This window comes from Streptomyces sp. CA-106110 (assembly GCF_050936285.1).
Classification (GTDB): Bacteria; Actinomycetota; Actinomycetes; order Streptomycetales; family Streptomycetaceae; genus Streptomyces.
This window is the reverse complement of the sequence record NZ_JBNJNB010000001.1, coordinates 4424963-4449084: the sequence shown is the minus strand read 5'-3', so window position 1 is coordinate 4449084 and position 24122 is coordinate 4424963. Positions and strand designations below refer to the sequence as shown.

Annotated in this window: 21 protein-coding genes and 3 pseudogenes; 13 read left to right on the top strand and 11 right to left on the bottom strand. The window is 68.8% G+C overall.

Annotated elements, in window-relative coordinates; genetic code table 11:
* Nucleotides 1–818: 818 nt before the first annotated feature.
* Nucleotides 819–1478 carry a PadR family transcriptional regulator gene (locus ACQEXA_RS20470; RefSeq protein ID WP_432932492.1) on the bottom strand — a complete coding sequence of 220 codons (660 nt, stop codon included), beginning with the start codon at nt 1476–1478 and terminating at the stop codon, nt 819–821.
* 101 nt (nt 1479–1579) lie between these two features.
* On the opposite strand from ACQEXA_RS20470, the gene ACQEXA_RS20465 reads away from it, so the two are divergent.
* The 3 genes from ACQEXA_RS20465 (at nt 1580) to ACQEXA_RS20455 (ending at nt 3540) form a co-directional block, all read left to right on the top strand.
* Nucleotides 1580–2068: a hypothetical protein gene (locus ACQEXA_RS20465; protein WP_432932494.1), complete on the top strand. Its 489-nt coding sequence runs from the start codon at nt 1580–1582 to the stop codon at nt 2066–2068.
* A gap of 34 nt (nt 2069–2102) precedes the next feature.
* Nucleotides 2103–3299: an FAD-dependent oxidoreductase gene (locus ACQEXA_RS20460; RefSeq protein WP_432932496.1), complete on the top strand. Its 1197-nt coding sequence runs from the start codon at nt 2103–2105 to the stop codon at nt 3297–3299.
* Between the two features lie 64 nt (nt 3300–3363).
* A complete protein-coding gene (locus ACQEXA_RS20455) occupies nt 3364–3540 on the top strand; it encodes a hypothetical protein (protein WP_432932498.1) in 177 nt (58 codons plus the stop codon).
* Between the two features lie 169 nt (nt 3541–3709).
* Here the strand turns inward: ACQEXA_RS20455 and ACQEXA_RS20450 are convergent, their stop codons facing one another.
* Together ACQEXA_RS20450 and ACQEXA_RS20445 are read right to left on the bottom strand one after the other, a co-directional pair.
* Nucleotides 3710–4555, bottom strand: coding sequence for an alpha/beta fold hydrolase (locus ACQEXA_RS20450; RefSeq protein ID WP_432932500.1), 846 nt, complete (start codon nt 4553–4555; stop codon nt 3710–3712).
* A gap of 338 nt (nt 4556–4893) precedes the next feature.
* On the bottom strand, nt 4894–5676 hold the full coding sequence (locus ACQEXA_RS20445) for a DUF3592 domain-containing protein (protein ID WP_432932502.1): 783 nt from the start codon (nt 5674–5676) through the stop codon (nt 4894–4896).
* A 574-nt stretch (nt 5677–6250) separates the two neighbouring features.
* Here ACQEXA_RS20445 and ACQEXA_RS20440 point away from each other — a divergent pair.
* The 4 genes and pseudogenes from ACQEXA_RS20440 to ACQEXA_RS20425 all read left to right on the top strand — a co-directional run.
* Nucleotides 6251–6436, top strand: a pseudogene (locus ACQEXA_RS20440) (helix-turn-helix domain-containing protein); the annotation flags it as partial.
* A gap of 673 nt (nt 6437–7109) precedes the next feature.
* On the top strand, nt 7110–7373 hold the full coding sequence (locus tag ACQEXA_RS20435; RefSeq protein ID WP_432932506.1) for a hypothetical protein: 264 nt from the start codon (nt 7110–7112) through the stop codon (nt 7371–7373).
* Nucleotides 7370–7711, top strand: coding sequence for a DUF6221 family protein (locus tag ACQEXA_RS20430; protein WP_432932508.1), 342 nt, complete (start codon nt 7370–7372; stop codon nt 7709–7711). The genes ACQEXA_RS20435 and ACQEXA_RS20430 overlap by 4 nt, the downstream gene beginning before the upstream one ends.
* A gap of 8 nt (nt 7712–7719) precedes the next feature.
* Nucleotides 7720–8007, top strand: a complete 288-nt coding sequence (locus ACQEXA_RS20425) for a hypothetical protein (RefSeq protein ID WP_432932510.1) — start codon at nt 7720–7722, stop codon at nt 8005–8007.
* A gap of 75 nt (nt 8008–8082) precedes the next feature.
* Here the strand turns inward: ACQEXA_RS20425 and ACQEXA_RS20420 are convergent, their stop codons facing one another.
* The gene (locus ACQEXA_RS20420; protein ID WP_432932512.1) at nt 8083–8508 is read right to left on the bottom strand and encodes a DUF6223 family protein; all 426 of its coding nucleotides are present in this window, start codon (nt 8506–8508) and stop codon (nt 8083–8085) included.
* Between the two features lie 196 nt (nt 8509–8704).
* Between ACQEXA_RS20420 and ACQEXA_RS20415 the strand changes: the two genes are divergently transcribed.
* Nucleotides 8705–9832 carry a sensor histidine kinase gene (locus ACQEXA_RS20415; protein ID WP_432932514.1) on the top strand — a complete coding sequence of 376 codons (1128 nt, stop codon included), beginning with the start codon at nt 8705–8707 and terminating at the stop codon, nt 9830–9832.
* A complete protein-coding gene (locus ACQEXA_RS20410) occupies nt 9829–10491 on the top strand; it encodes a response regulator (protein ID WP_432932516.1) in 663 nt (220 codons plus the stop codon). The genes ACQEXA_RS20415 and ACQEXA_RS20410 overlap by 4 nt, the downstream gene beginning before the upstream one ends.
* A gap of 92 nt (nt 10492–10583) precedes the next feature.
* Here the strand turns inward: ACQEXA_RS20410 and ACQEXA_RS20405 are convergent, their stop codons facing one another.
* Nucleotides 10584–11780 carry an NAD(P)/FAD-dependent oxidoreductase gene (locus ACQEXA_RS20405; RefSeq protein ID WP_432932518.1) on the bottom strand — a complete coding sequence of 399 codons (1197 nt, stop codon included), beginning with the start codon at nt 11778–11780 and terminating at the stop codon, nt 10584–10586.
* Nucleotides 11781–11873: 93 nt separating this feature from the next.
* Nucleotides 11874–12818, bottom strand: coding sequence for an RNA polymerase sigma factor SigJ (gene sigJ / locus ACQEXA_RS20400; RefSeq protein WP_432932520.1), 945 nt, complete (start codon nt 12816–12818; stop codon nt 11874–11876).
* A 613-nt stretch (nt 12819–13431) separates the two neighbouring features.
* Here sigJ and ACQEXA_RS20395 point away from each other — a divergent pair.
* Nucleotides 13432–13737: pseudogene (locus ACQEXA_RS20395) on the top strand (transposase); the annotation flags it as partial.
* A gap of 857 nt (nt 13738–14594) precedes the next feature.
* Here ACQEXA_RS20395 and ACQEXA_RS20390 read toward each other — a convergent pair.
* A complete protein-coding gene (locus tag ACQEXA_RS20390; RefSeq protein ID WP_433130749.1) occupies nt 14595–18743 on the bottom strand; it encodes a S8 family serine peptidase in 4149 nt (1382 codons plus the stop codon).
* 520 nt (nt 18744–19263) lie between these two features.
* Between ACQEXA_RS20390 and ACQEXA_RS20385 the strand changes: the two genes are divergently transcribed.
* Both ACQEXA_RS20385 and ACQEXA_RS20380 read left to right on the top strand, forming a co-directional pair.
* Complete coding sequence (locus ACQEXA_RS20385) at nt 19264–19392, top strand: hypothetical protein (protein ID WP_432932526.1); 129 nt, start codon at nt 19264–19266, stop codon at nt 19390–19392.
* Between the two features lie 550 nt (nt 19393–19942).
* Complete coding sequence (locus tag ACQEXA_RS20380; RefSeq protein ID WP_432932527.1) at nt 19943–20605, top strand: M15 family metallopeptidase; 663 nt, start codon at nt 19943–19945, stop codon at nt 20603–20605.
* Between the two features lie 27 nt (nt 20606–20632).
* On the opposite strand, the pseudogene ACQEXA_RS20375 reads toward ACQEXA_RS20380, so the two are convergent.
* The 4 genes and pseudogenes from ACQEXA_RS20375 to ACQEXA_RS20360 all read right to left on the bottom strand — a co-directional run.
* Nucleotides 20633–20722, bottom strand: a pseudogene (locus tag ACQEXA_RS20375) (integrase); the annotation flags it as partial.
* 134 nt (nt 20723–20856) lie between these two features.
* Nucleotides 20857–21342: an iron chaperone gene (locus ACQEXA_RS20370; RefSeq protein ID WP_432932529.1), complete on the bottom strand. Its 486-nt coding sequence runs from the start codon at nt 21340–21342 to the stop codon at nt 20857–20859.
* A 78-nt stretch (nt 21343–21420) separates the two neighbouring features.
* A complete protein-coding gene (locus ACQEXA_RS20365) occupies nt 21421–22065 on the bottom strand; it encodes a glyoxalase (RefSeq protein WP_433130747.1) in 645 nt (214 codons plus the stop codon).
* Nucleotides 22065–22574 carry a helix-turn-helix transcriptional regulator gene (locus ACQEXA_RS20360; RefSeq protein ID WP_432932533.1) on the bottom strand — a complete coding sequence of 170 codons (510 nt, stop codon included), beginning with the start codon at nt 22572–22574 and terminating at the stop codon, nt 22065–22067. The genes ACQEXA_RS20365 and ACQEXA_RS20360 overlap by 1 nt, the downstream gene beginning before the upstream one ends.
* A 467-nt stretch (nt 22575–23041) precedes the next feature.
* On the opposite strand from ACQEXA_RS20360, the gene ACQEXA_RS20355 reads away from it, so the two are divergent.
* The gene (locus ACQEXA_RS20355) at nt 23042–24004 is read left to right on the top strand and encodes a WGR domain-containing protein (protein ID WP_432932535.1); all 963 of its coding nucleotides are present in this window, start codon (nt 23042–23044) and stop codon (nt 24002–24004) included.
* The last annotated feature ends 118 nt before the right edge of the window (nt 24005–24122 follow it).

Here is a 24122-nt window from a genome sequence, read left to right as displayed (position 1 = left end):
AATCCTGTCGATAGTGCCGCCTTCAGGCGGATCCAGGCCATCAGCGAAGCACCTTTCGTTCAGCTGGCAGTCACAACCCGCCTGAAAGAATCCGCTGATGAAGCCGGACATGTCACTGGCCTCACGTGTCGCAACTGCGACACGTCCCAACGATGACATGGTCCCTGCGCTCCGCTGCCAGGCTGCCAGCGGCGATATACGGGACGTTCGGAAGGACCTGCAGGTGCCGAAAACTCCATCGCATGAGACGTGCAGGTTTTTCGTGAACGGCCTTTCACTGCTGCACGGTTGTGTCTGATGGATCGGGCTGCTGCGACTGCCCTACCTCGCCGTGTCGAGTGTGTTCGCCTTGATACGCCTGCTGCCGATGAGCGATGCGGACAAGGACATCGAAATAGTGTCACCGCGCCACCAGTTGGCTCTCCTGCAACGGCAGATCGGCAGACCGCGCCGCGAAGCCGGATCGCCACATCGCATGCTCGGGCCGCCATCCTTGCGAGCGGGCCCGTGTGTTGGACGCTCCGCGTGACCAGCTCTGCCGTCCTGATGTGGGTTGCAGTGCGGGCAGGCCGAGGGGGATCGGACGCTGGTGGACGCCAAATATTTCGCTTGGCGCCCGCAGGAAAGGCACAGGTCAGAGGGGGTGAGTGATCCCTCGCTGCTGTGCAGCTTTCCACTCAGGTTCCGACTCATGGCGTGATCACTGTCAGCGCGGTGCGGCAGTTGTGGGGTTCTACGTCGCGCGCGAGTGGAAAATCTCCCGGAAATGCAGAATCCCAGGTCCACGACTTGGGGTCGCCGTGCTGCACGGCTTGTGGTCACGACAGGTCGTGGTCCGGCTTTGAGGGCGTTTGGCCGGCCAGGGCCTGCTGCCCGGTGCTCTGGGCGAAGCCGATCAGCTCCTCAGGGCTCCAGCTGAGCAGACCGCTGCGCAGATCGTCTGCGACGGCGCGGATCCAGTCCAGTTCTGCGGCGGTCATGGCGCGCAGATACTCCCCTTCGAGCATGGTCACCCGCGGCAGACCGTGGACTTCCGACTCCTCCGTCAAGGACTTGTCGTGCGCGTCAAGGGTCTGCGCGAGGGCCGCGGCGCGCTGTTCCAGCACGTCCAGGGCTTCCTCCGGGGCGAGCATGAGGACGAAGGACAGCGCGGCGGGGAACTGAGGGAACTCCTGTTTCGGCGCGGCCAGCATCTCGTTGAGCCAGACGCGCATGGTGGAGCGCCCCGCGTCGGTCAGCTCGTACACCGTCCGCTCGGGGTACTGCTGGTCGCGGCCGGTCTCCCGGACCGTGACCAGGCCCGTTGCGAGGAGCCGGTCGATCGTCCGGTAGAGACTCGCGCGCTGGCCGACGTTGACGACCTGGTCCTTTCCCCACTGCTTGATCAATCTCTGGATTCCGTACGGGTGCAGCGGCTGGAAGTGCAGCAGGGCCAGCACGGTCAGGGCCAGCGGGGAGTTGCGGGGCGGGGCGCTCATGCCCGCATACTACCCACGGTGCAACTAGTTGACATGAGACTAGTTTCATTGCAACTATCAAATCAACGAGCAGGAACCACGAGCGGACGGAGACCACGGAGATGATCACCACCAGCACTGAGACGACCCCTGCCGAGCGCGTTCACGCCGACCACGCCGTGACCAAGCGGCTGGGCAACTGGACCCGCGCCGGACACATCCAGGTGCGCGCCCGCCGGGGCCTGGCCGTGCTCGACCTGCGCTCCCCGGACCTGCCCGACGACATCGAGCTGTGCCTGGAACTCCAGCGCGCCACGGTCAAGCTGCTGGTGCCAGACGACGCCGTCGTCGAGCACTGGGACCTGCGCTGGACGGGCCGCGGCAAGGTCAAGGACGCGCAGGGCCGGACCGCCGAGGGATCGGCTCTCGCCGGCGCTCGTCGGATCCGACTGACCGGTGTCGCAACCGACAGCGAGGTCCGCGTGCACCGCGGCGGCATCGCGGTCCTCAGTGCCATGTGCTCCCGCGCCTACCTCCAGGACCTGCGGCTCGCTCACCGGACCGGCGGTCACCCGACCGTCGACGACCCGGCACGCTCGCACGGCCACTGAACATCCGACCCAGGCACGGGAAAGGGGCAGACCCATGAGTGCGATCAAGACGGCGGCCGTCATCGGAGGCGGCATAGCCGGACCCGTAACGGCCCTCGCGCTCCGCAGGGCGGGCATCGAGGCGACCGTCTACGAGGCCTACGAGAACACCGCGGACGGCATCGGCGGCATGCTGATGGTCGCCCCGAATGGGCTCAACGCCCTCGAAGTCGCCGGTGTGGACCAGGGCTTGGCCGGTCAGCCGATCCACTGCATGGTCATGACCGACGGACAGGGCCGACGGATGGGCGAGTTCGGCGGGCTGACGGGCCTGCCGCCCAGCCAGGTGATGTGGCGTGCCGACCTGTACCGAGCGGTGCGCGAGCGGGCCGCCGCAGCGGGCGTACGGACCGTGTACGGCAAGCGGCTGGCCGGGGTCGAGGAAACCCCGGCGGGCGTCAGCGCCGAGTTCACCGACGGGACCCAGGTGACCGCGGATGTCCTGATCGGGGCCGACGGCATCCGGTCGACGGTCCGGCAGCTGATCGACCTGGCAGCGCCCGGCCCCCGGTACGCCGGCCTGCTCGGCTTCGGTGCGTACTCGAAGGCGGAGGTCCCTCAGGCGCGGCCGGACACCATGTACTTCGCTTTCGGCGAGCACGCGTTCCTCGGCTACTGGCCAGTGCCCGGCGGAGGCACCGCCTGGTTCGGCAACCTGCCGTACGACGAGCCGCTCAGCGCGGAGCAGACCCGTGCGACGCCGCCGGCCGCATGGATGCGGATCCTGCGGGAGAAGTTCGCCGGGGACGTGCCCGGCCGCGACCTGCTCCGGGGCACGGGCGACGGCGAACTGCTCACGTTCGGAGGGCTGGAGATCCTGCCTTCGGTGCCGAAGTGGTACCGGGGACGGATGGTCCTGGTCGGCGACGCGGCCCACGCGCCGTCCTCCAGTTCCGGACAGGGCGCGTCCCTCGCGGTGGAGAGCGCGGTGCAACTGGCGCGGTGTCTACGGGACATCCCCGACGTGCGCGCGGCCTTCTCGACGTACGAGCAACTGAGGCGGGGCCGGGTGGAAAAGGTCGCGGCCCAGGCCGCGAGGACCAACAGCCAGAAGTCGATGGGCCCGGTCGCGACGAAGATCACGGCCCTGCTGATGCCGCTGGCGACGCGGACGTTCCTGACGCCGGAGAAGATGTTCGGTTGGACGCACCGATACCGGATCGACTGGGACGCGCCTGTGGTGCCCGCCTGACGAGCAGGCGACATCCGGCAGTGACTACCCGGTCCGGGCACGTAGGTGGTATCCCCTGGTCGGCTTGCTGCTGATCTGCGCCCGCGCATTCGCCTCCGGTGCCCGGACCGTCACCGAGATCACCGAATGGGGACTGCGCGCCGGCACCGCGGTGCTGGAAGAATTCGGCATCCGCCGCCACCTGCCCGGACGTCGAGCAGCTGATGCATCCGACGGCTTCTCACCCAGCCCCGGCGCGTAAGAGCCTGCGCACCCGTGCTGCCTGTCGACCAAGCGCGTATCCATAAGTCTTGCGCATGACGGGGGACGTGGCCGCCGGGGGCGGCGGGCGTTGTCGTCCACCGGGTCCACTCGGCCCAGTCGTCACCGGACGCGGCGTCGCCGTGATGTCCGGCGGCAACCTCGACCGGCTATGCGGCGAGTGTCGCCAGCATCTGCTCGGGTGCGGTGACGATCGAGAAGTGGCCTTGGCCGGGATGGACGTGAAGGCGTGCGCCCGGTATCGCCGCGGCGAAGCGGCGGGCGTGCTGGAGCGGGACGGTAGTGTCGGCGTCCCCCTGATGGATCGACGTGGGCACCCTGATCGACTCGAGGTCGAAACCCCACGGTCGGGTCAGCACGCGCAGATCCTGCCCGACTCCCCAGGTGCCGCGGTGGAACGCTTGCAGGTAGTTGGTCAGGAAGGCCGCGCGCGCGGCCGGCTGGGCGAGGGCACGCCGGTCGCCGGCGGGCATCTCGCTGGTCGCCAGGCGAAGGAACAGCCCTGGTTCCCGGCGCGCCAGCGTGGCCAGGCGGCCCAGAAACCAGCCACCGAAGGCCGGAACGTGCCGGGCGATCTGCAAGGCCGCGCGCTGCCCGGCTGCCATCCCGCGGGTGGGCCAGGCAGGCAGGCCAAGGGGCGCGATGAGCAGCAGGCTGCGGACGCGGTCAGGCAGCTCGCACGCGCAGGCAGCCGCGAACGCTCCGCCGCCCGAGACGCCGAGCAGCGCCACCGAGCCGACGTCCAACGCGTCCAGGACCAGGGTGGCTTCCGCAACCCAGTCCACCACCCGCGGCAGGCGACGGACGTCGGTGCCGCCGATGCCGGGGCGATCCGGGGCGATAAGGCGCAGTCCGAGCGCATGGGCCGCGCCCGCGAAGCCGTACACGGCCAGCCGGGAGTCGGCCAACCCGTGGCAGAACAGCACCGCGGGCGCGGCCGGCTCCCCCACCACCTCGACCGCGATCACCCCGCCGCCGGCTCGCCGCAACTCCACCCTCACCTCATCTCCCGCGACCTTGATCCGAGCTGCCTGAGCGGCTTTCCAGAGGTTCTGCCGGTAGCCGGCTGGCAGCCACGGGCCAGTCCGGGGGCTGCGGCGGTCAGGAGCCGGCCCGGTGATGCTCTTCGACAACACCTGGACCAGCCCCTGACTCCCCGACAGTCACGCGCAGGACTTCGGGAAACGCGCTTAGATGTCGCCGGCTGGTCCGGTGGCCTGGGCTCGTTCTGCGGCGAGTAGACGCTCGAGGTTGCTCCGCGCGCTGTCGAGCGTGGCGAGCATCTGCGCACGAGGCCGCCCGGGCGCTGCAGCCGCGAGACCGCCCCGCGGCACTAGGTCCTGGGGTGGTGGGTGTCTGGCGTCTTGCCTGATTCCGTTTGCCGCTTCGTGCACACCACCTCTCTGGCAGTGGCCGCCAGGAAGCCTGCCGCGAGCAGCCCGATCAGGATCGACCCCTGTCGGATTCCGTCGGCGTCGCGTCCGTCGAGGTAGGCAATGTGGCGGACCTCGGTGGGGCGCGTCGGGTTGTAGACGACGGGTATGTGCGTTCCTGGCATTGCATCGGTCGCTGAGCTGACCGCGACGTCGATATCCGTGCGCACGGGGCCGGACGGTGTGCCAAAGCGCACGGTCACGGAGGTCGCCCAGCCGTCCTCCGACCGGCTGGTGATCTCGACTACGGTTGCGTCCGTCCTGTGGCCCCGGTCCCGAAGGTTCGACAGCATCTGGTACTCCTGACCAGCTTTCCATCCCATGCCTCCGGCAATGGTGGCGGCTATCAGGAAACCCACGGCGATCGATCGGGCCTTGGCCCAGCGGGGGGCCAGCAGCCACGATTCCGGACCGAGCCGCAGCAGCCCCGCCACGAGCCGGCCCGGCGCAGAGATATGGCCGGCCCCGCGATGAGCCCAGCCCAGGCGGCGTATCAGCAGCCTGGAGACACCGTTCGCTGCAGCCAGCGCCACCGCCCAGCTGAGGACATAGAGCCACAACGGCCCAAGCGGCCCGAATGCCATCCACACCACGATGGCCACGACGATCGCCAGGGCCCCCGACCCAAAGGGAGGGGCGTACTTATCCCGGTCGCCGCTCAGGGCGGACTTGCGCTCGTCCATGTGCGCCTCCACACCCGTTATGAGACTCACGGGCTGCCGCGCTGGTTTTAGTAGTACCACCAGGCCGCCCCGCGTCAGAAGCCTCGGCCGCTTCCGGGCCTCACCTGCGCCGATGCCCCAAGATCCCGTCCACAGCTCGCCCACGGATCCCGGCATAGGGCCGCTTTCGGTGGCATACGGCTGCACAAACACGAAGACCCCGTACTCAGCGTTTCCGCTGGTGACGGGGTCTTTGGGCACCTCATGCAGGGTGCTCCCGGCAGGATTCGAACCTGCGCACACGGCGCCGGAGGGCAGGCGCCAGGCGTACGGAAATGAGCCCCTGAACTGGGCGAACGTCCATAGCGCTCTTTCCGCACACGTCCCTCACTCGCTGCTCACTCGGAGGTCGGGTCCGCGGGGCCGGCGCCACGGCGGACCAACGGTTTGCAGCGGGCGCCCCGGCGGCGACCAGGTGTTCTGTCCGGGGAGGTTGTGGACAGGTGAGTCAGGCCTCGGTTGAGGAGGCTTGAACAGGTGAGGGTCTTCCGGGCTCGGTGTGGATTGCGACGTCTACACCGACCGGAAGGCCCTCGTGCCCCACCGTGATGCACCCCTGACCGAGACCGGACGTCTGCGTCTGGCCCGCTGCGTGGGCGAAGACGGCCGGCCGCTGCGGCGGGCCGCCGAACGTTTCCAGGTCTCGCCCACCACGGCCCAGCGGTGGGCCGACCGCTACCGCAGACTGGGCGAAGCGGGCCCGGTAGACCGCTCCAGCCGGCTGGCGACGGCCCACCCGCCCGGAGGAGCTCCAGCCCTGCCGCATGCGGGTACGTGTCTCAATACCTCGGCTCAGTTGCCCCCTAACGCAGGAGTCGAGGCTCACAGCCCCTGTCTCCCGTGGTGCCCGGAGGCAGGGGCCGTCAGGCCGTGGCAAAGCTGACCGGCATGGGCCTCCGCACCAGAACGCGCGACCAATGCATCGCTCGAAGGGCTTCCGCGCAGCGAGGCTCGCCCCCCCGCTCGCCTCCCTCACACCAGCGAGGCGGGCCCACCTTCCGGGCCCGCCCAGCCGTCGGGACAAACCTGGCGCGCCCACACTTCCGGCCCACCGCCGTGCCACTCGATGAGGTCCGATTCGGCTACGTCCAGTTCATCCCAGCCCACCAGCCCCGCGTGTCGCAGGAACACTGCCAAATCGCGCAGCGAGTACGCCGTGCCCAGGACCTCGTCATCGATGCGTATGCGGCGACCGCCAGGTCCGCAAGACGCCTCCACGCTCACGCAACGCGTGACCATGGCCACAGTTTCCCCTAGGCGAGGGGCAACTGCATTCCGAGAATGTGTGATCTTGGAGGTGCCGGCTGCCAGGAGTGCCGCATCCCTTCACAGGAACTGCACAGGCCTGCACACTGGCACCCCGCCCCCCACGCAGGCACGACCTAGGGATCGCCATGCCCCGTAACGATCCGCCCGTGTCGGTAAGCGCCCTCGCCATCCTTGCTGGCTTAGCAGCCGTGTGGGTGACTTGGCGCACCATCATCGTCCTCGTCGGCGGCACGATGCCCCTGATCGGCATTCGCCCCGAGACCGGCAGCCTCATCGGCTTCGTCCTGATGCTGTTCGTCGGCGAGCCGATCCTCATCACCCTGGCCTATCGGGCGAGCATGCTCATCCTCTTGCCCCTTGCGCTCGCCACCTCCAGGAGACCCCGGTGAAAGATGCCCTGGTGGCGTTCCTGCGCGCCCGACTCGATGAGGACGACGAGACCGCCCGTAACGCCACCGTCCGCCGGACAGGTGGAGAGGCCTGGTCGTACGAGGAACCCGCCGTGCTCGCGCAGAGCGGCATAGTCATCGCCGAGCGCATCGTGCCGGTCCTCGGCGAGCACATCGCCCGCTTCGACCCGGCCCGCGTCCGGCGGCAGACTGCTGTGCTGCGCGACAGGGTCGATCTGTGGTCCTGGATGGTCGGCAGCCACGCGCGGGTCTGCCTTCGCGCCGTGGCGGCCATCTGGGCCGACCACCCTGACTACCGAGAGGAATGGACGCTATAAGCGAGCGCATGACGGCCCGTGTGGGGCTGCTGTTCGGCGACCAGGCGCTCATCGAGACCGCGCACACGGCCGGCGGCGAGCCGGAGCGGGTACCGGTGGACCGCCTCGTCGCCGACACCGGCATTCCGCGGGAGCAGCCGCCCGGTGTCGAGTTGAGGTGGGGGATGCCGGGAATCTTGGTTGATGTAGTCCTGGGCGAGTGGATGCCGGATGTTGTCTCAGTTGATCTGATGCGGTTCAGCTGCTTCGGACTGATACCACGCCTGGGCCATCAGCCAATGACTGGTAGTCCTTGAAGGTTCGGCCAGGCCGTCGGGCTGCTCTCGCGTATCGAAGAACTTGCCCAGAGGCCGACGAACAGGGGGAAATTTTCAGGCAGATCCGAACGTGCGCTCATATTCGCTGTGGTCAGTCGATGCGGCAGTGCGGCGGGAGCGGGTCAGAGCCAGCCGACCGAGGACCATGGCGATCAGCCCCAGCACCAAGGCCAAGGCGCCACCGACTACTCCGTTGCCGGTGCCGGGACCACCGTCGGCGACGGCCAGATTCAGCGCACCGTTAAGCACGGCGATCAGCCCGGACACCAGGGCCACGACAGCCCCCCTTTTCCCACTGTTGCCGATGCGGCGGACGGAACGTGCCAGCGCCAGCCCGCCGATGACCGCGCCGGCCAGCCCCAGCAGCGCGGCCGAGGAGGCCCACAATCGCGCGGCGGTCAGGGTGTATGAATCGACGTGGGCCGACTGGGCCAAGGCATGCGCGGCCGTCGGTGCGGCAAGCGTAAATCCGACTGCCATGAGGTACTCCTTCTCGTCCTGCGACTGGTCAGGGCCTGAGCATGTCCGACGGCCCCACCGCCGGTCGTTCCGCAGACGCAGACACTTTGCGCTACCGCCGATGCCGCACGCGCCGCGAAACTACCGCGTGCGCGGTAACCTGCCGCTCGTCCACGAGCGGGACTCGCCCGCCGCGACATCCGGCTAGGGTGCGCGCATGGTCAAAGGACGGATCCGTGTCCCGGCCGCTGTCGCAGACTGGGCGATCGCCGCCGGAGTGGCGGCGCTGCTTCTGGGCACGGGGCGGTCCGGGGAGCACCCCGGCACGGGACCCGATCTGTTCGGCTACGCGCTGCTGGCGGCCGGCGGACTGGCGCTGGCCGCACTCCGCCGGGCTCCGCTTGTTGTCCTGGCCGTCACCGGGCTGTGCGCGGTGGGGTATCAGGCGGCCGGTTTCGACGTGCTCGCCGTGTCGTACCTGGTCGCGGTCTACGGCGCGGTGCGCGCCGGGCACCGTGCCGTCACGGTGGCGGCGTCCGTGACCATGCTGGTCGCGCTGAACCTGACGGCACTGGTCTTCCACGACGGGCCTGCGGGCGAGGCGCTCGCGCGACCCCGCAGCGTCCTGGAGTTGGCCTGGCTGATCGCCGCCTTTGCCGCGGGGGAGGCAGTGCGGCAGGCCGAGCGGCGGGCGGACGAAGCCGAGCGCACCCGTGAGGAGACCGCGCGACGCCGGGCCGATGAGGAACGGCTGCACATCGCACGTGAGTTGCATGATTCCCTCACCCACCAGATCTCGATCATCAAGGTGCAGTCCGAAGTTGCCGTCCACCTGGCCCGTCGGCGCGGCGAGCAGGTGCCGCACACCCTGCTGGCGATCCAGGAAGCCGGACGTGAGGCGACTCGCGAACTGCGCGCGACCCTTCAGGCGCTGCGCGACGACGACACCGCACCGCCCCGTGGGCTCGACCACATCCCCGAGCTGGTGGAGCGGGCCGGCAGCACCGGTCTGAAGACGACGCTGACCATCAAAGGACAGCGGCCCGATGTGTCGGCCGCGGTGGGCCGGACCGCCTACCGGATCGTTCAGGAGTCGCTGACCAACATCGCCCGCCATGCCGCCGCCGCTACCGCGTCGGTCCGGATCGACTACCGGCCCGACGCCCTCGCGATACGCATCGACGACGACGGCAAGGCCACGCCAGACACCGCGCCAACGCTCGGCCTCGGGCTGCTCGGCATGCGCGAACGCGTCACCGCTCTCGGCGGCCGACTGCGCGCCGAACCCCGCAGCGAGCGCGGCTTCACCGTCCAGGCCGAACTCCCCGTGGAGCAGACGTCGTGATCCGCGTCCTGCTGATCGACGACCAGCCACTCATTCGCAGCGGATTCCGCGCACTCCTCGACCTCGAAGACGACATCGAGGTGGTGGCCGAGGCCGTCGACGGGAAGGAGGGCCTGGCGATGGTCAAGGAACACCTGCCCGACATCGTGCTCATCGACATCCAGATGCCGGTCGTCGACGGCATCGAGGCCACCCGGCTCATCGCCGCAGACCCGGCCCTGGCCCAGGTGCACGTCGTCATCCTGACCAACTACGGCATGGACGAATACATCTTCAACGCGCTGCGCGCCGGCGCCGCCGGATTCCTCGTCAAGGACATCCTGCCGGAAGACCTCCTGCACGCCGTACGCGTCGCCGCCCGCGGCGACGCCCTTCTCGCACCGTCCATCACCCGCAAGCTGATCAACCAGTACGTCGCCCAGCCGCTCAACACCACTGCCGGCACCGGACTGGAAGAGCTGACCAACCGCGAACGCGAGGCGGTCGCACTGGTCGCGCAGGGCCTGTCCAACGACGAGATCGCCGACCACATGGTGATCAGCCCGATGACCGCGAAAACCCACATCAACCGGGCCATGGCCAAGGTCCACGCCCGTGACCGCGCTCAGCTCGTCGTCCTCGCCTACGAATCCGGCCTGGTAGCCCCGCGCAACTCCTGACATCCACGGCCTGGGTACAGGCCTGCCCGCCGATGATCCTCTGGGGAACGCGCCGGCTCACGGCCAAGTCGGGCGCCCTCGCGCCGTGCGAGTCAGACCGACGCCTTGACCACCGAACCCGCCCGGGCCGGCTCCCGCAGGACGCGGCGGCGCCGGGTCGGCATCCCGAGCGTCGGATTGGCGACGCCCCAGGCCGCACCTTTGCAGACCAGTTCCTTGTAGACGGCGGCGAGCCGTCCTGTCATGGCCGCCCTGACGGCGCGGTCGTCGGCGGTGACGTACTGAATCACGCCTTCCTTACGGCCCAGCGAGATGCACTGGTTGAAGTAGCGGATCGACACGGTCGGCACCTTCCCGCCGGTCAAGCGCGCCGCGATGGCGTCGGCGGCCTGCCACGCGGTGGGGACGCCCGAGGCGCACGACATCCGCAGCGGCCGGTCGCCGGGGCCCATCACCATGGCCGCGTCACCGATGGCGTACACGTCCGGGTGCGAGACCGAGCGCATGGTCCCGTCGACCACGATCTGGCCTGTGTCGGTGACGTCCAGGGCGGTGGCCTTCGCGATCGGGTGGACGGCGAAGCCGGTGGTCCACACGGTGACCGCGGCCGCGATGGACGTGCCGTCGGCGGTGACGACGCGGCCGGCCTCGACGCCGGTGACGGCGGCATGCTCGTGCAGGGTGATGCCGAGCTTGTCGAAGACCTTCCGCAGGTGGCGACGGCCCTTGGGCGAGAGCCAGCCGCCGAGGCCGCCACGGGCGGCGAGGGCGACGTCGAGGTCCGGTCGGGCCTCGGCGATCTCGGTTGCGGCCTCAAGTCCGGTGAGGCCACCGCCGACCACGACCACGGTCTGTCCGGCGACCAGGCGGGCCAGGCGCTCGCGCAGCCGAAGCGCTCCGGGGCGACTGGCGATCTCGTAGGCGTGCTCGGCGGTGCCGGGGACGCCCTGGTCGTTCCAGTCGCTGCCGAGGGCGTACACGAGAGTGTCGTACTCCAACTCCTCGGCGCCGTTCGCGTCGATGACGGCGACTGTCTTGTGGTCGACGTCGACGCCGGTGACCTTCGCCTGCTTCAGTTCGACGCCGGTGCCCGCGAACATCTCGCTGAAGGGCCGGGGCTTGAGGTCCTGGCCGACCGCAAGCTGGTGCATCCGGACGCGCTCGACGAAGTCGGGCTCGGCGTTGACGAGGGTGATGGCGACGTCTTCGCGGTGCAGCCGCTTGGCGAGGCGCCCGGCGGCGGTGGTGCCGGTGTATCCGGCTCCGAGGACGACGATGCGGTGCTGCATTTCCTGGCTCCTGTCTTGAGCGGATTCGCCACCTGAACCGGGCGGCCCGCCGTTTCCTGACAGGAACGCGATGTGAAGCACCTCACATCAGGGTCAGAAGGCGTTGAGCAGGGGTTCGCCGTGGTCGGCGGCCGCCCACCGCTGGGTCGCGCGTTCGAGCTTGTCGGGGTTGACCTGGTTACGGATGGCGGCGATGCCCTCGGCGGTGACCTCCAGGCACATGACGCCGACGACCCGGCCGTCGACGACCGCCACGATGGCGGGGTCGCCGTTGGCGGTCATGGCGTAGACCTCGGGTGAGCCGCCGACCAGGGCGCGCTTGGCCTTGCTGGGTTTGAACAGGCCCCGCATGAACTTCGCGACCTCAAGGGCGCCTTCGAACGCCTTGGCGCGGGCCGGGACCTTCCCGCCGCCGTCGCCGATCGAGATGGCGTCCTGGGTCAGCAGCCGCACGAGCGGCTCGGTCTGGCCGCTGGTGGCGGCAGCGAGGAACTCATCGATGATCCGCCGGGCGGCGGCCTCGTCGATCTCGGCGCGGGCCTTGCCGTCCGCGACGTGCTTCTTGGAACGGTGGAAGATCTGCTGGCTGGCGGCCTCGGTGATGTCGAGGATCTCGGCGATCTCCCGGTGCGGGTAGTCGAAGGCCTCCCGCAGCACGTACACCGCCCGCTCGTTGGGGGAGAGGCGTTCCAGCAGGGCGAAGACCGCGTACGAGACCGACTCGCGCTGTTCGGCGGTGTCAGCCGGGCCGAGCATCGGGTCCCCGGTGAGCAGCGGCTCGGGCAGCCATTGGCCCACATAGGTCTCGCGCCGCGCGCGGGCCGAAGTGAGCTGGTTGAGGCACAGATTGCTGAGAACCTTCGTCAGCCATGCCTCGGGGACCTCGATGTGGTCGACGTCGGCGGCCTGCCAGCGCAGAAACGTCTCCTGAACGGCGTCCTCGGCCTCGCTCGCGGAGCCGAGGAGTCGGTAGGCGATGGCCTCCAGGCGAGGCCTGGAGGCCTCGAACCGGTCCACGTCGTTCATGGTCAGAGCCATGGCCCGGATCCTAGCTCTCGCGGCGCACGACTGCCGCTGCACTGCGGTCCTCTGCTGCTCGACCGGTGCTGTTCGGCTTCCCGTACGCAGTGGCGCGGTGCGCGTCTCATGCGGGTGTGCGGGCGACGGCGCAGTACGGGGCAGCGGCCGCAGACGGAGATCGTGAGCGAGGTCTACCGGTTCAGCGAGGTCTACCGGTTCATCGCCGTGGGTCGTGGACGGTAACGTCAGCACTACCAAGACCATCGTCAACAATGTCGTCGTCGGCGTGACCGGTCTGCTGCTGGCTCTCGCGGCCGCCGCGTTCGGCCGCCCGGCAGATCGAGCGTCCTCACGCCGCATGTCCGCACCTTACGCGGGCGGTCGAAGCTGACATGGCGCGTAACGGGGCGGCAGGGCTGGAGCCGCGTGACCGCCACGCGGCACTAGGTCCTGGGGTGGTGGGTGTATGGGGTCTTGCCTGATTCCGTTTGCCGCTTCGTACGCACCACCTCTCTGGCAGTGGCCGCCAGGAAGCCCGCTGCGAGCAGCCCGATCACGATCGAACCCTGTCGGATTCAGTCGGCGTCGCGTCCGTCGAGGGCAACCTGCATGAGGTGCCCAAAGATTCTCCTCGGCCCGCAAGCTCGCTTCCTGGGCCGGACTCACAGCTACCGTGCGCGGCTCGGACCGCACGGTGTGCTACGGACACATTTCCAAGCAGGGGGACCCCTGGCTGCGCTGGATCATGAACCAGGCCGCGCAGACCGCCAAGCGCACCTCGCCCTATGCCGCCTGCTTCGAGCAGATCGCCCACCGCCGCGGCCGGAAGATCGCCACCATTGCGGTGGCCCGCAAGCTCCTCACCCACGCCTACCACGTGCTGCGCACACTCGACGCGGCTCAACAGCAGAAGGAGTCGGCCCCCACGACCCGATGACCACACTCCTAGGACGGGACACCAAGCCCCGGCTGAGCCCGCTCTGCCGCATGAGCCGGCAACGGCCGCGCTCGTTGACCTGAATGAGCAGCCCGGCCCCCGAAAGAAGGTCATGATCCGGCCCGCTCGGTCACGATCGAATGGGTGCGCGCGAGTCCTCCGCGCACGACCACGACTCGGGGGACCACGGCCACCGGCCCTATCCACAACGGCAACCAACCCGGCGCCAGCACAACGCCGGGCCGCGGCCCCATACGCCTTGACAGCCCCAGCCCTCATGGGTGCGGCGGAGTTCGTCATAGGGCACCAGCGGCACAGACTGTGTCGGAGGTGTGTCGGGTGCCCTCCTTACGAGATTCCTCCCAGCCCGCTGAGCGTTCACGGGAAGGATGCGGCGCCGGCAGATTTACAGGCCGCGCCCAGCGTCCTGGCTGACCAGGTGCTTACTCCGTGACCGCCTCGCGCCCCGCGCAGACCCCACAGGACCGATCAAGGCTCACCAGTTGGATTAGCGAAGCGTAGTGAACCTGTGGCAGAGTGCTACGCGCACGCCCGGCGCCCAGGCGACGTCGGGCACCCTCCTCGGTCGGGTCTTGCGGCCCGGTCGACCAGCGTCCGGAGGGACGTGCCACGCGGGCTGGCGGCTCCTGTCGTTCAGTACCAGGGCACGAAGGCGATTGGCTCCCAAGGCTGAGCAACGCTCAGGATCGCTAAGCCAATCAGAGACGCTTGAGGAGCAGCACTCCCGGAGTTGGGTCTGATCCTTGAACCCCTGTTCTGCCGAACCAGGGTGCGCCAAGGGGCGAGGAACGGGCTGCCGTTCCTCGCCCCGGTACCTGCCGGTGGTCAGCTCACCATCAGTAGGAGAACTGCTGGATCTCCTGGTGGTTGATGCCGATCGTGTATCCCGTGCGGGTGGTGGGGTCCAGCTGGATGGACTGTCCGTCCTGAGATTGCCGGGTCGCGCCGAGCGGGAAGGTCATCAGCGGGCTGCCGTCCGGGTACGCGTAGGTGCCGTTGATCGTCTTCACGCGCTCGCCGGTCTTGAGGTCCACGACGTCCATCTGCCCCATCGCGTTGTTGTCGAAGACCAGCGTCGGAAGCCCGAAGAGGTGGAGGCCGTCGGGTCCGTTGAACTTCTCGAAGGCGAGGTCGCGCCCGCCGTCGACGGTGAGCTCGGAACCACTCCGGTCCTGGCGGACCAGCATCGAGTCGGGCTCACCACTGGGGTCGATCTTGGTGATCACGCTGGGGGCGGGCAGCTTGGTGCTCCATCCCGTGTTCGACGCGTTGTAAGGGCTGCCCGCATCGTCGATCGCGAGGCCGTGACTGCACCGGGAAGTGTCCCCGGCCAGCGTGGCGGTACCGGTGTCGAGGTCCATGCGAGGAGCGTTGACGGTGCCCGAACAGAACGAGATACCGGTGGGCAGCAGGACGACCGTGCCGTCCTTGGGGTCGATGGCCAGCTGCGACCACTGGACGGGGGCGGCGCTTGGGTCTGTGACTCCCGCGCCGGAGACGGGGATCGGAATCACCGGGGAGGGGGCACCCGTCGTCAGACTGATCGGCAGCAGGACGTCGGTGTTGTCGGACACCCGGTGGAGCAGGACGACGCCCCGGTTCCGGGCGGGATCGACCTTGGCGTTCACGAAGGCGTAGTCCGAGGCGGACAGCGTCTGCTGGGCGACCATCGTCCGGTTCGCGGTGTCCCAGATCTGCAGGTCGACGTCGCCGTTCGGCTGGGCCTGGTGGGCCACAAGGGCCCGGTGGGTGGTGGCTGACACCCCGGTCACCGCGTAGGTGGACTTCGGTGTGCTGTCGGTGGTCAGGGCGGGGCCGTAGGTGCCTGTTGCTGGGTCGTAGGGCCGCACCATGGACGTACCGTCCGGGTCCAGCAGGGAGACCAGCGAGTCCTTGCCGGCGAAGGCGAAGTCGAGCACCCGCGCGCCGTCCGGAGCGAGACCGTCGTCGACCTCCAACTCCGCGGTCGGCGAAGCCTGTCCGATGACCTGGTGGTCGCTGTCCAGCGCTAGCACGCGCACGTTGTACAGCTCGGATGTGGGCAGCCCGAGCTTCAGGATGTCCAGGTCGGCCGTGCCCGACGTTCCGGACAGCGTCTGGTGGAGGACGGACGGCGTGTTGATGCCGTCATTGTCCAGTTGCGACCCATTGGGGTTGTCGAACGTGTTGTACCTGTTGCCACCCGTCGGCCCCGGCGCGGAGAACTCCACCTCGGCCGCGGCCGCCCCGTGGACGGCACTGGCGTCGTACGTGAGACGGAACTTCGGGTGGGCGCGGTCGGCCATGGCGAAGTGGCCGGGGACTCCGCTCGCGTCGGTGATCAGCGGCGCCACCGGGCGGTCTTCGGCACGGTCGGTGCCGATGCGGATCGGAGTGAACTCGGCGTAGACGTTGTTCGCGAGGTTCCCGGACCTCTGGATGATGCCGATGCCGTAGAGGCCGGCACCGCCGTGGAAGGCGCTGGCCGGAATGGTGAGGCTGCCGGAGGTGCCGGTCAGAGGCTGCGTCCAGGCCGGGTAGAAGATCGGTCCGAGTCCGGGGTTCCAGTGGCCCACGCCGGATACGGCGATGGCCGGGTTGGACATTCCGCTGACACCGGTCAGGTCGTAATGCACGGTGACCGAGTGTCCCAGCGGGGCGACCGCGGGCGCCGTCGGCCCGTGGGCTTCCGCATATGTGCCGTCGGAGGGACCGACGGTGATCGTACGGGCGGCACTCGCCACCACGTTGCCCTTGACCAGCACGTCGTAGCGCAGGTCGACGGTGCGGTCGCTCGTGGACACGACCGGCAGACCGGCCGCGGTGAGCAGTTGACGCGGCGTCACACGGATCGCCGGGGTGTCGGACGTCCACACGGTTGAGCCCACGGTCAGCCGGTACTGGGCGTCCGTGTCGCTGGGCAGGCCCGTGACGTCGCCCGCGAAGGTGACCGGACCCACCAGACCCTCTCCGTTGCCCCCGGAGGCAGCGTCACCGAGATCGATGCGGTTCGGGTCCGAGGTCTCCGTGAACATGCCGCCGAGACTGCCGCGGGTCACCCGGTGCGCGACCGACAGCCGCACCAGGGCGGGCTTGTCCTGGTACGCGGAGCCGAGAGCCGCCTGGGTGGCCGCGGTGACGTCGATCTGCGGTCCCACATGCAGGGTCTGGTCGATCTGCCGCGGGCTGGCGACGCGTCGCCCGGTGTGCTCCAGCAGGGTGCGGACATCGGCGGGCGTCAGGTGGTGTCCGGCCAGCTGGGACGCCTGCAGCACCACGGCCGCCGCTGCGGCGATCTCCGGTGCGGACGCGGACGTGCCGCCGTTGAGGCTCACATTCACGTCCGAGGGCCCGCCGGCGGGAGTGAACAGCGTCTGGACGGGGTGGACGAACGCGGGGATGTTGTCGCTGGGCGCGGAGAGGTCGACCCGGCTGCCGAAGCCGGACGAGAACGTGCCGAAGCCGCTGATGCGGGTCTCGGCCACGGTGGGGCTGCCCGCCGGGTCGGCGAGCGTGTCGTCCAGGGTGGTGCCGCCGGCCGCGATGGCGCCGGTGTCCGGATCCCGTGACGGCACCGACGAGAACGCGACGTCGTCGATGTTCGTGGCCGCGGCATCGTCGGCAGCCAGGTCGGTCGGTGTGCTGCCACCGTCCGGGCCCACCGCCGCCTTGGTGAACAGGCGGGTGCCGTCGTTGGAGGAGATGACCACCACGATGCCGTCTTGCTTGACGATGTGCTGGACCGTGGCGCGGACGACCGGGTCGTCCTCCAGGTAGCGCCCGGCGAAGCCCAGGGTGTCAGTGCCGATGCCGAGACTGGCGGTGATCACGTTGGGGCGGGGCGACTGGTTGGCCGCCGCCATGAGGGCCGAGGCTATCTGATCGGTCGTCGGGGTCTGCGGGACGACGAGACGGTACTTGGCACCAGGCGCGATGCCGAGCAGGTCGGTGTAGCCGCTCCCGACCCGGTCAGGCCGCTGCAGGTCGTGGGGCAGCGGGCTCATGACGCTGAAGTCCAGCAGGACCTCGTCCAACGCGGGGTCCTCACCCTGGACCGCGGCGGAGCCGCTGAGGCCGCCCTGCCCATCGGACACATAGGTCGGGATGAGCGGCATCGACGGCAGGTCGAGGTAGCGCTGACCATCCTGCAGGATGGTGGTGGCTCCGCTTCGGACAGCTGCCGGGTTGCTGTCGTTCACCATCGACTGGTCCACCAGGTCTCCGATGGAGACGTTGGTGATGATCTCGCCGTCCCCGGGCTCCTGCCCGAACTTGTCCTTGAGCGTCGCGAAGGCGCCCGTCGCGTCGACCCCGCCGGCGTTGAGCAGCGCCTGAGCGGAATCCGCCAGGCCGTAGTTGCTGGGAATCCCATCGGAGTCGGTGGTGGCACGTGCCGTATCCGACGGCGTCGCATGAGCCTGCGCTGCCGCCGCCCGTGCGGCGGCCTTGACCACGGACGCGGGCAGCTGCTGGCCCGGCACGTCCAGCGTGTTGACGTAGCGGTCCGGTTCCGCGAACGCGACACCAGGCGTCTTGCGCAGTTTCTTCGCCACCGCATCGGAGTCACGCTCTGCCGTCTGGAGCACGTAGGTGCGCGACAGAGCGGAGGCCGCGGCCGGCTGCGAGGCGGCGTTCTTGCGGAGCGCAGTTCCAGAGGACTGGGACAGCGCCGGGATGACGGTGCGCATCGCCTTGGCGCCGACCGCACGAAGGGCGGAGTTCACCGCCGCTTTGTCCGTCTGCGGAGCCAACGTCGCCAACCGGTGGCCGGTCAGTGGCTTCCCGGTGACCGACGTGCCCGCGGACAGGGTCACCACGACCTGGCCGGGTACCACGCCGGTGCGCTGTCGTGGCTGCTGAACCGGCAGGCCCTTGCCCAGTGGCGTCTTGACGGCGGGCGCGTGGGAGGCGGAAGACCCGCTCGAGCCCGGAGCCGGGGAAGACGACGCAAAGGCGGAGGCGGCCACCGCAGACGTGGAAGGGAGCATGGCAGCACTGGTGGCCATGACTGCGAGAAGGACGGTATTGAGTCGCCTTCCCGGTCTATGGAAATTCATCGAGGAACCTCCTGCAGGTCGAGCCAGTGCGCCGCGGAGCAAGGCGGGGCGGCCCGAGAGATGTGGATCGCACGGTTCCGGATGAAGGGTTCGGGCCGCAAGATCTTCGGATGGCGAACTCCCGCCATGCGGCATAGATCCGCCAGGTGATCGGGCTCTGTTAGAAGCCGTCTCTCAAGCCGCCCCTGGCGGGACGGGCTGCCGGTGACCGTGCTGGCGCCCGACTACCAGCGGATTCTGGGCGTGTTGGAAGAGCAGCGATCAGCAGGCAAGGGTCCGGTGAAGGCAAAGGAGATCGCAGCGGAGCTGGGCCTGGAGACGACGCTGGCGAAGGTCGAGGGGGTGCGGTCAAAGGCCAGGCGCCCGGCCGAGCGCGGGGGGCCTGGACCTTCAGGCGTCCATCCTCGGAGGGCGGCCGTACGACCTGCGACACACCTGCATCACGACGTGGCTGAACGCCGGCGTACCCGTGGCCGAGGTCGCCCGTCGGGTCGGCAACTCGCCTGAGGTGATCCATCGCGTCCACGAAGGGTGCATTTACGGCCAGGAGCAGGCCATGAACAAGAAGATCGAAAAGGAGCTGGATTGGTTCGAGTGACGGGCCGGTGTGGCTACGGCCGGGGCATGCGGATGTGCCCCGGCTATCGGGTGGTTCTCGGTATCTACCAGAAGGCGTTACGGCGTTCCCGTCCGGAGGCTTCCTGTTATTGGCCCGACACTCCCTGCTCGCTGCAAACACCTTCGAGCGTGCGGCGGACCATGACTGCCGTGGCTGTGTACGCCTTGGCCTTAAAGCACTGGCGTGCTTCCTCGTGTTCTCGCCGCAAGGACTGAGGAACGTGATGACTCAAGGGACGGAGCTGCTCGGGCCAGAGCACGCCTGGCCCATCCCAGCCTTGCCCGTAGTCCTCTTCGACGGTGAGGAATGGTTGGTTGCAAACGCTGCATCGGGCCAGCTCAAGCAGGTATGGCGGTTCTTCCTCGCCACCGCCGGCGGCTTCGCCAGTGATCGTGGCCAACGCAGGCTTCTCGCAGTGTGGACATATGAGGGGGAAGGTGTACCCGACCGTGTACTCACGGCTCATGAGGCGAGGCTAGTGCTCTGACCGGGAAGGTTCACCGGGTGAGTCCTGCGAGATGATCGCGTTATGAGTGAGATCGTCTTGATGTCGGATCCGAAGGTTGCCGCCATACCCGTTGCGGAGTGCGGTGAACGTCTCGTAGACGTCCGCCGGGGCGGCTCGTTGCTGATCGATTCGCGCAAGCAGGACCCGGCAGATGCCTACGCATATCTGCGGGAAGGTGTGGTGGAGCGGCTGATGAAGGCCCAGGAGCTTCTCCCGCAGGGCTTGCGACTGCTGTTTGTTGAGGGATACCGGCCACCCTCGCTCCAGCGCGCGTACTTCGAGGAGTACGCCAGCCAGCTGCAGGCCATCCATGCCGACTGGTCCGCCGAGCAGATCCACTCGGCGGCGAGTCGGTACGTATCACCGCCCGATATCGCTCCGCACAGCGCCGGCGCGGCCGTGGACCTCACCCTGGCTGATGCCGAGGGGCGCGAGCTGGACCTGGGCACCCGGATGAACGCGGACCCCGAGGAGAGCGAGGGCGCCTGCTACACCCACGCCGCCAACATCGGCACGGAGGCCCGGGCCAACCGGAAGCTGCTGGGTTCCGTACTCACCGACGCGGGGCTGGTGAACTACCCCACCGAGTGGTGGCACTGGTCCTTTGGCGACCGATATTGGGTTCTGATCACTGGTGAGACCGCAGCCCTCTATGGCCCGAAGGAGATGGCCTCGTCAGCCTGACCGGCCCCGGACTTGCTGGACGACTGGTCACGCGGCAGCGGGACTTCCGCCCCAGCGGATGCTCTTCTTGCTGCGGATGCGGGCGCGCTCGTGGCGTTGGGCGGCGAGCACGTCGGGTGGAGGGCAGAACTGACGCGTTCCAACTCGCCTTCCTGTTGGACCAGTCAGCCGTGGCGGCGCACCGCGTCTAGGGCGCGTGAACGTCTTCCACGGCTCGGTCGCTTTCGCCGCTGGTTCCGCCCCGGTCGGCCTCAGCCCACCGCCTTCTTCACGAGCGCGCTGATGAGCTGTTCGTCGGCCGCGGTCAGCTCCTTCAGGGCGTAGGCGGTCGGCCACATGGCGCCGTCGTCGAGTGCCGCCTGGTCGCTGAAGCCAAGCGTGGCGTACCTCGACTTGAACTTCTCCGCGCTCTGGAAGTGGCAGACGACCTTGCCGTCCCTGGCGTACGCGGGCATCCCGTACCAGAGCTTGGGCGCGAGGTCCGGAGCGGCGGTCTTGACGATCTCGTGGATCCGCTCGGCGAGGACCCGATCCGTCTCCGGCATCTCGGCGATCTTCGCGAGCACGTCCTGCTCCGCTGCCGCCTCCTTCTCAGCCCGGGACGAACCGCGCCGCGCCGCCGTCTTCTTCTGCTCCTGCGCGTGTTCCTTCATCGCGGCCCGCTCCTCGGCGGTGAATCCGTCGTACTTCTCGGTGGTCGTGCCGGAGTTCTCGGCGGGCGACTTCGTGGACGGCATGGCAGGTTTCCTCTCGTACAAGGTGAGACAGGGCGGTGCAAAAGTGCAGGGTCGGGAGTCAGGACGACGTGGGGCGAGCTACGCCGCGGCCTCCCAGGCGAAGCCGTCCGGGTCGATGAAGGTGTCGGCGGTGCTGCCGAGGACGATGTGGTGCGAGCCGGTGCCGTCGGCGGGAACGCCGAGGTCCTTGGCCAGGGCGCGGCGCTTGTACAGCGCCAGCTTGACGGAGCTGGAGGCGTCGGAGGCGAACTCGGTGTACTTGCCGCCGAAGCTCTTGGCCACGGTCAGACCCCGGCCGACGTAGAACTGCTTAGTGGCCTTCACGTCCTCGACGCCGAGCAAGAGGACGACCTCGTCGATCTCGCGGGTGGCGGGGCCGGTGTCCTTCTTCGCCGAGGTCGCGATCTTCCAGATCGTTCCGTCCGGGGCCTGGACGACGCCGCCGTAACCCCAGAGCGACTTCGCGGCGGGCTTCAGCACCGTGGCTCCGGCATCCACAGCTGCGGCGACGTAGCCGTCGACGGTGGCCGGCCCGGACACCGTGAGCGCCAGGGTGAAGCCGCGGAATCCGGTGGAGTGGACCTCGGACGCCCGCAAACGTATGTACGTGTCCACGCCGAAGGCGCTGTAGAGGCGGCGGGCGGCCTCGGGGTTGGCCACCTCAAGGGTGACGGACGCGAGGGACGTGTGGGCTGCGGTGGAAGTGGTGGTTGCCATGACCATCACGCTAGGGGCCGCGCGGCGGCCGGGGCTTCTCGATTCCTGACCGGTCTCGCGACTTGCTTTGCCACGCACGCGGGCATCCCTTCCACCGTGATCGCCGAGCCTGCGTCGTGGGCCGTACCCGCGGCATCGGCATCGTCGGCGGCCGCATAGACCGCCTGGCGCCGGAAGGCTCCGGGCGGCATGCCGACCAGCTCGGTGAAGCGGGTGGTGAACGTGCCCAGCGACGCGCAGCAGACCTCGGTGACGCTGAGGTCGCCCCGCCGCAGCAGTGCCGCCGCCCGCTCGATGCGACGCGTCATCAGGTACGCGTACGGCGACTCACCGTAGGCGGCCCGGAACTGCCGACTCAGGTGCACGGCGGACAAGTGCACATCACGGGCGAGCGCCTCCACGTTCAGCGGCCGCGCGTACTCCCTGTCGATCCGGTCTCGGACACGGCGCATCCGCGCGAGATCAACCAGGCGCTGCGCCTGGACGCGCGCACGCCGCCATTCAGGCTTACACATGAGAACACTCCCCTTTGTCGTTCCTCTTCCATTGCCATCGACGTCTTCGAGTGTCTGGGGGCGCCCGCCGAGGCGGGCACCCCCAGACACTCGAAGGTGTGGACCGGCCCGTCGGACTCGACGAGCCGGTCGAGCAACTGCCGGACATCGGCGGGACGGAGTCCGGGCTCATGGCCGGTTCAACGAGGCCCCGAACGCGGCCCTGGCGGGCGGCCGGCAGGGCCGGCACCTCCGCTCTGGTGCGCCGCCGCGTTCCTCATGGGAGGGGTCGCGATGTCGGCCCCCACGGCCACACCGACGCCCGCAGGGCTCAGCGCAGCTCCTGGATGTGAGAAAGGCATCCGCTGGGGGGACGGAGGTCCATCCCGGTGTCCTGACCATCGGTGAAGGCGAGCTCGCAGGCGAGGGATAGGGTCACCCGCGTGCGGTCCCGGCGCAGGCCCACCGCAGGCGGCACGGGAGGACGGATGGCCAGATGGCGGCGGTTCGAGCGGCAAGAGGCCACGCTCGAATACTGGGAGATCCGTCAGGAAGGGATCCGCTGCTTCCTCAAGTGGGGCTCCGACCGAACCCCGGGCAAGGGGAGCACGACGACGCTCGACGACGAGGAGCAGGCACGGCGCCACGCAACACGCAAGATCAACGAACGTCTCCGCAAGGGCTTCACCGAAGTGGACCCGCCCTGCGATCCGGCAGAAGCCGAGGCCGATACACCGGTGCTGGACGTCATCACCGGGGCCGCCGGCCCCTACGCGCCGGTACCCCAGTTCCTGCCGGTCGACGGATTCGACCAGGTCTACCGCTGCGCGCGCACGCCCGAGCACCCGATGGGCTTCTTCGAGTACTACGTGCTGCGTGAGCAGGGACGCAGCGCGGTCCGCTTCGCAGTGCGAGCCGGCAGCCACCAGGACACGGTGGTCGCCGGGTTCCTGGAGTTCCTCTGCTCCAGGCGCGACCTCGCCTTCGACGGCCGGTCCCACCACAAGGTCCCGTTGCCAAGCCCGGTCGGGTCCTTCGACCACGCACTGTTCTGCTCGTCGGCACTGGGCCGAGCCTGCGCTGCATACCCGGGAGCGGCAGCGCGGGTGGCGACAGCCTTCCCCGTGTTCAACTGCGAGATCGGGGACGAGGACCCGGAGGTGCTGGTCGACGCCCGCATCCACGGTCACGCTGCGCTGCCCTATAGCGACTGGGGACGCTCGCCGTATCCCGTCGTCGACATGCGCTTCGACATCCAGCCGTCGTACTACCGACCATCACCGAAGTTCAAGGTCCACCGGTCGGCCGACCTCCAGAAACTCGTGGACATCCTGCCGACCGCATCGCCGCAGAGCTGGCTAGAGGTGCGGTCCTTTCGAGGCGAAACGACGCGCCTCGAACCCAACACGACCGTGTCGTTCGCTGACGTGTTGTCCCTTCTAGCCAACTGAAGAAACGGCCTGGCGGCCGGTCCCCGGACTACCAAACGGCGAACAGACCCCAACCGGTGAACCTTCTTGGTCACAGCACTAGTAGGGCTTGGTTAGGTTGGGATGGGCTTGGTGTGTC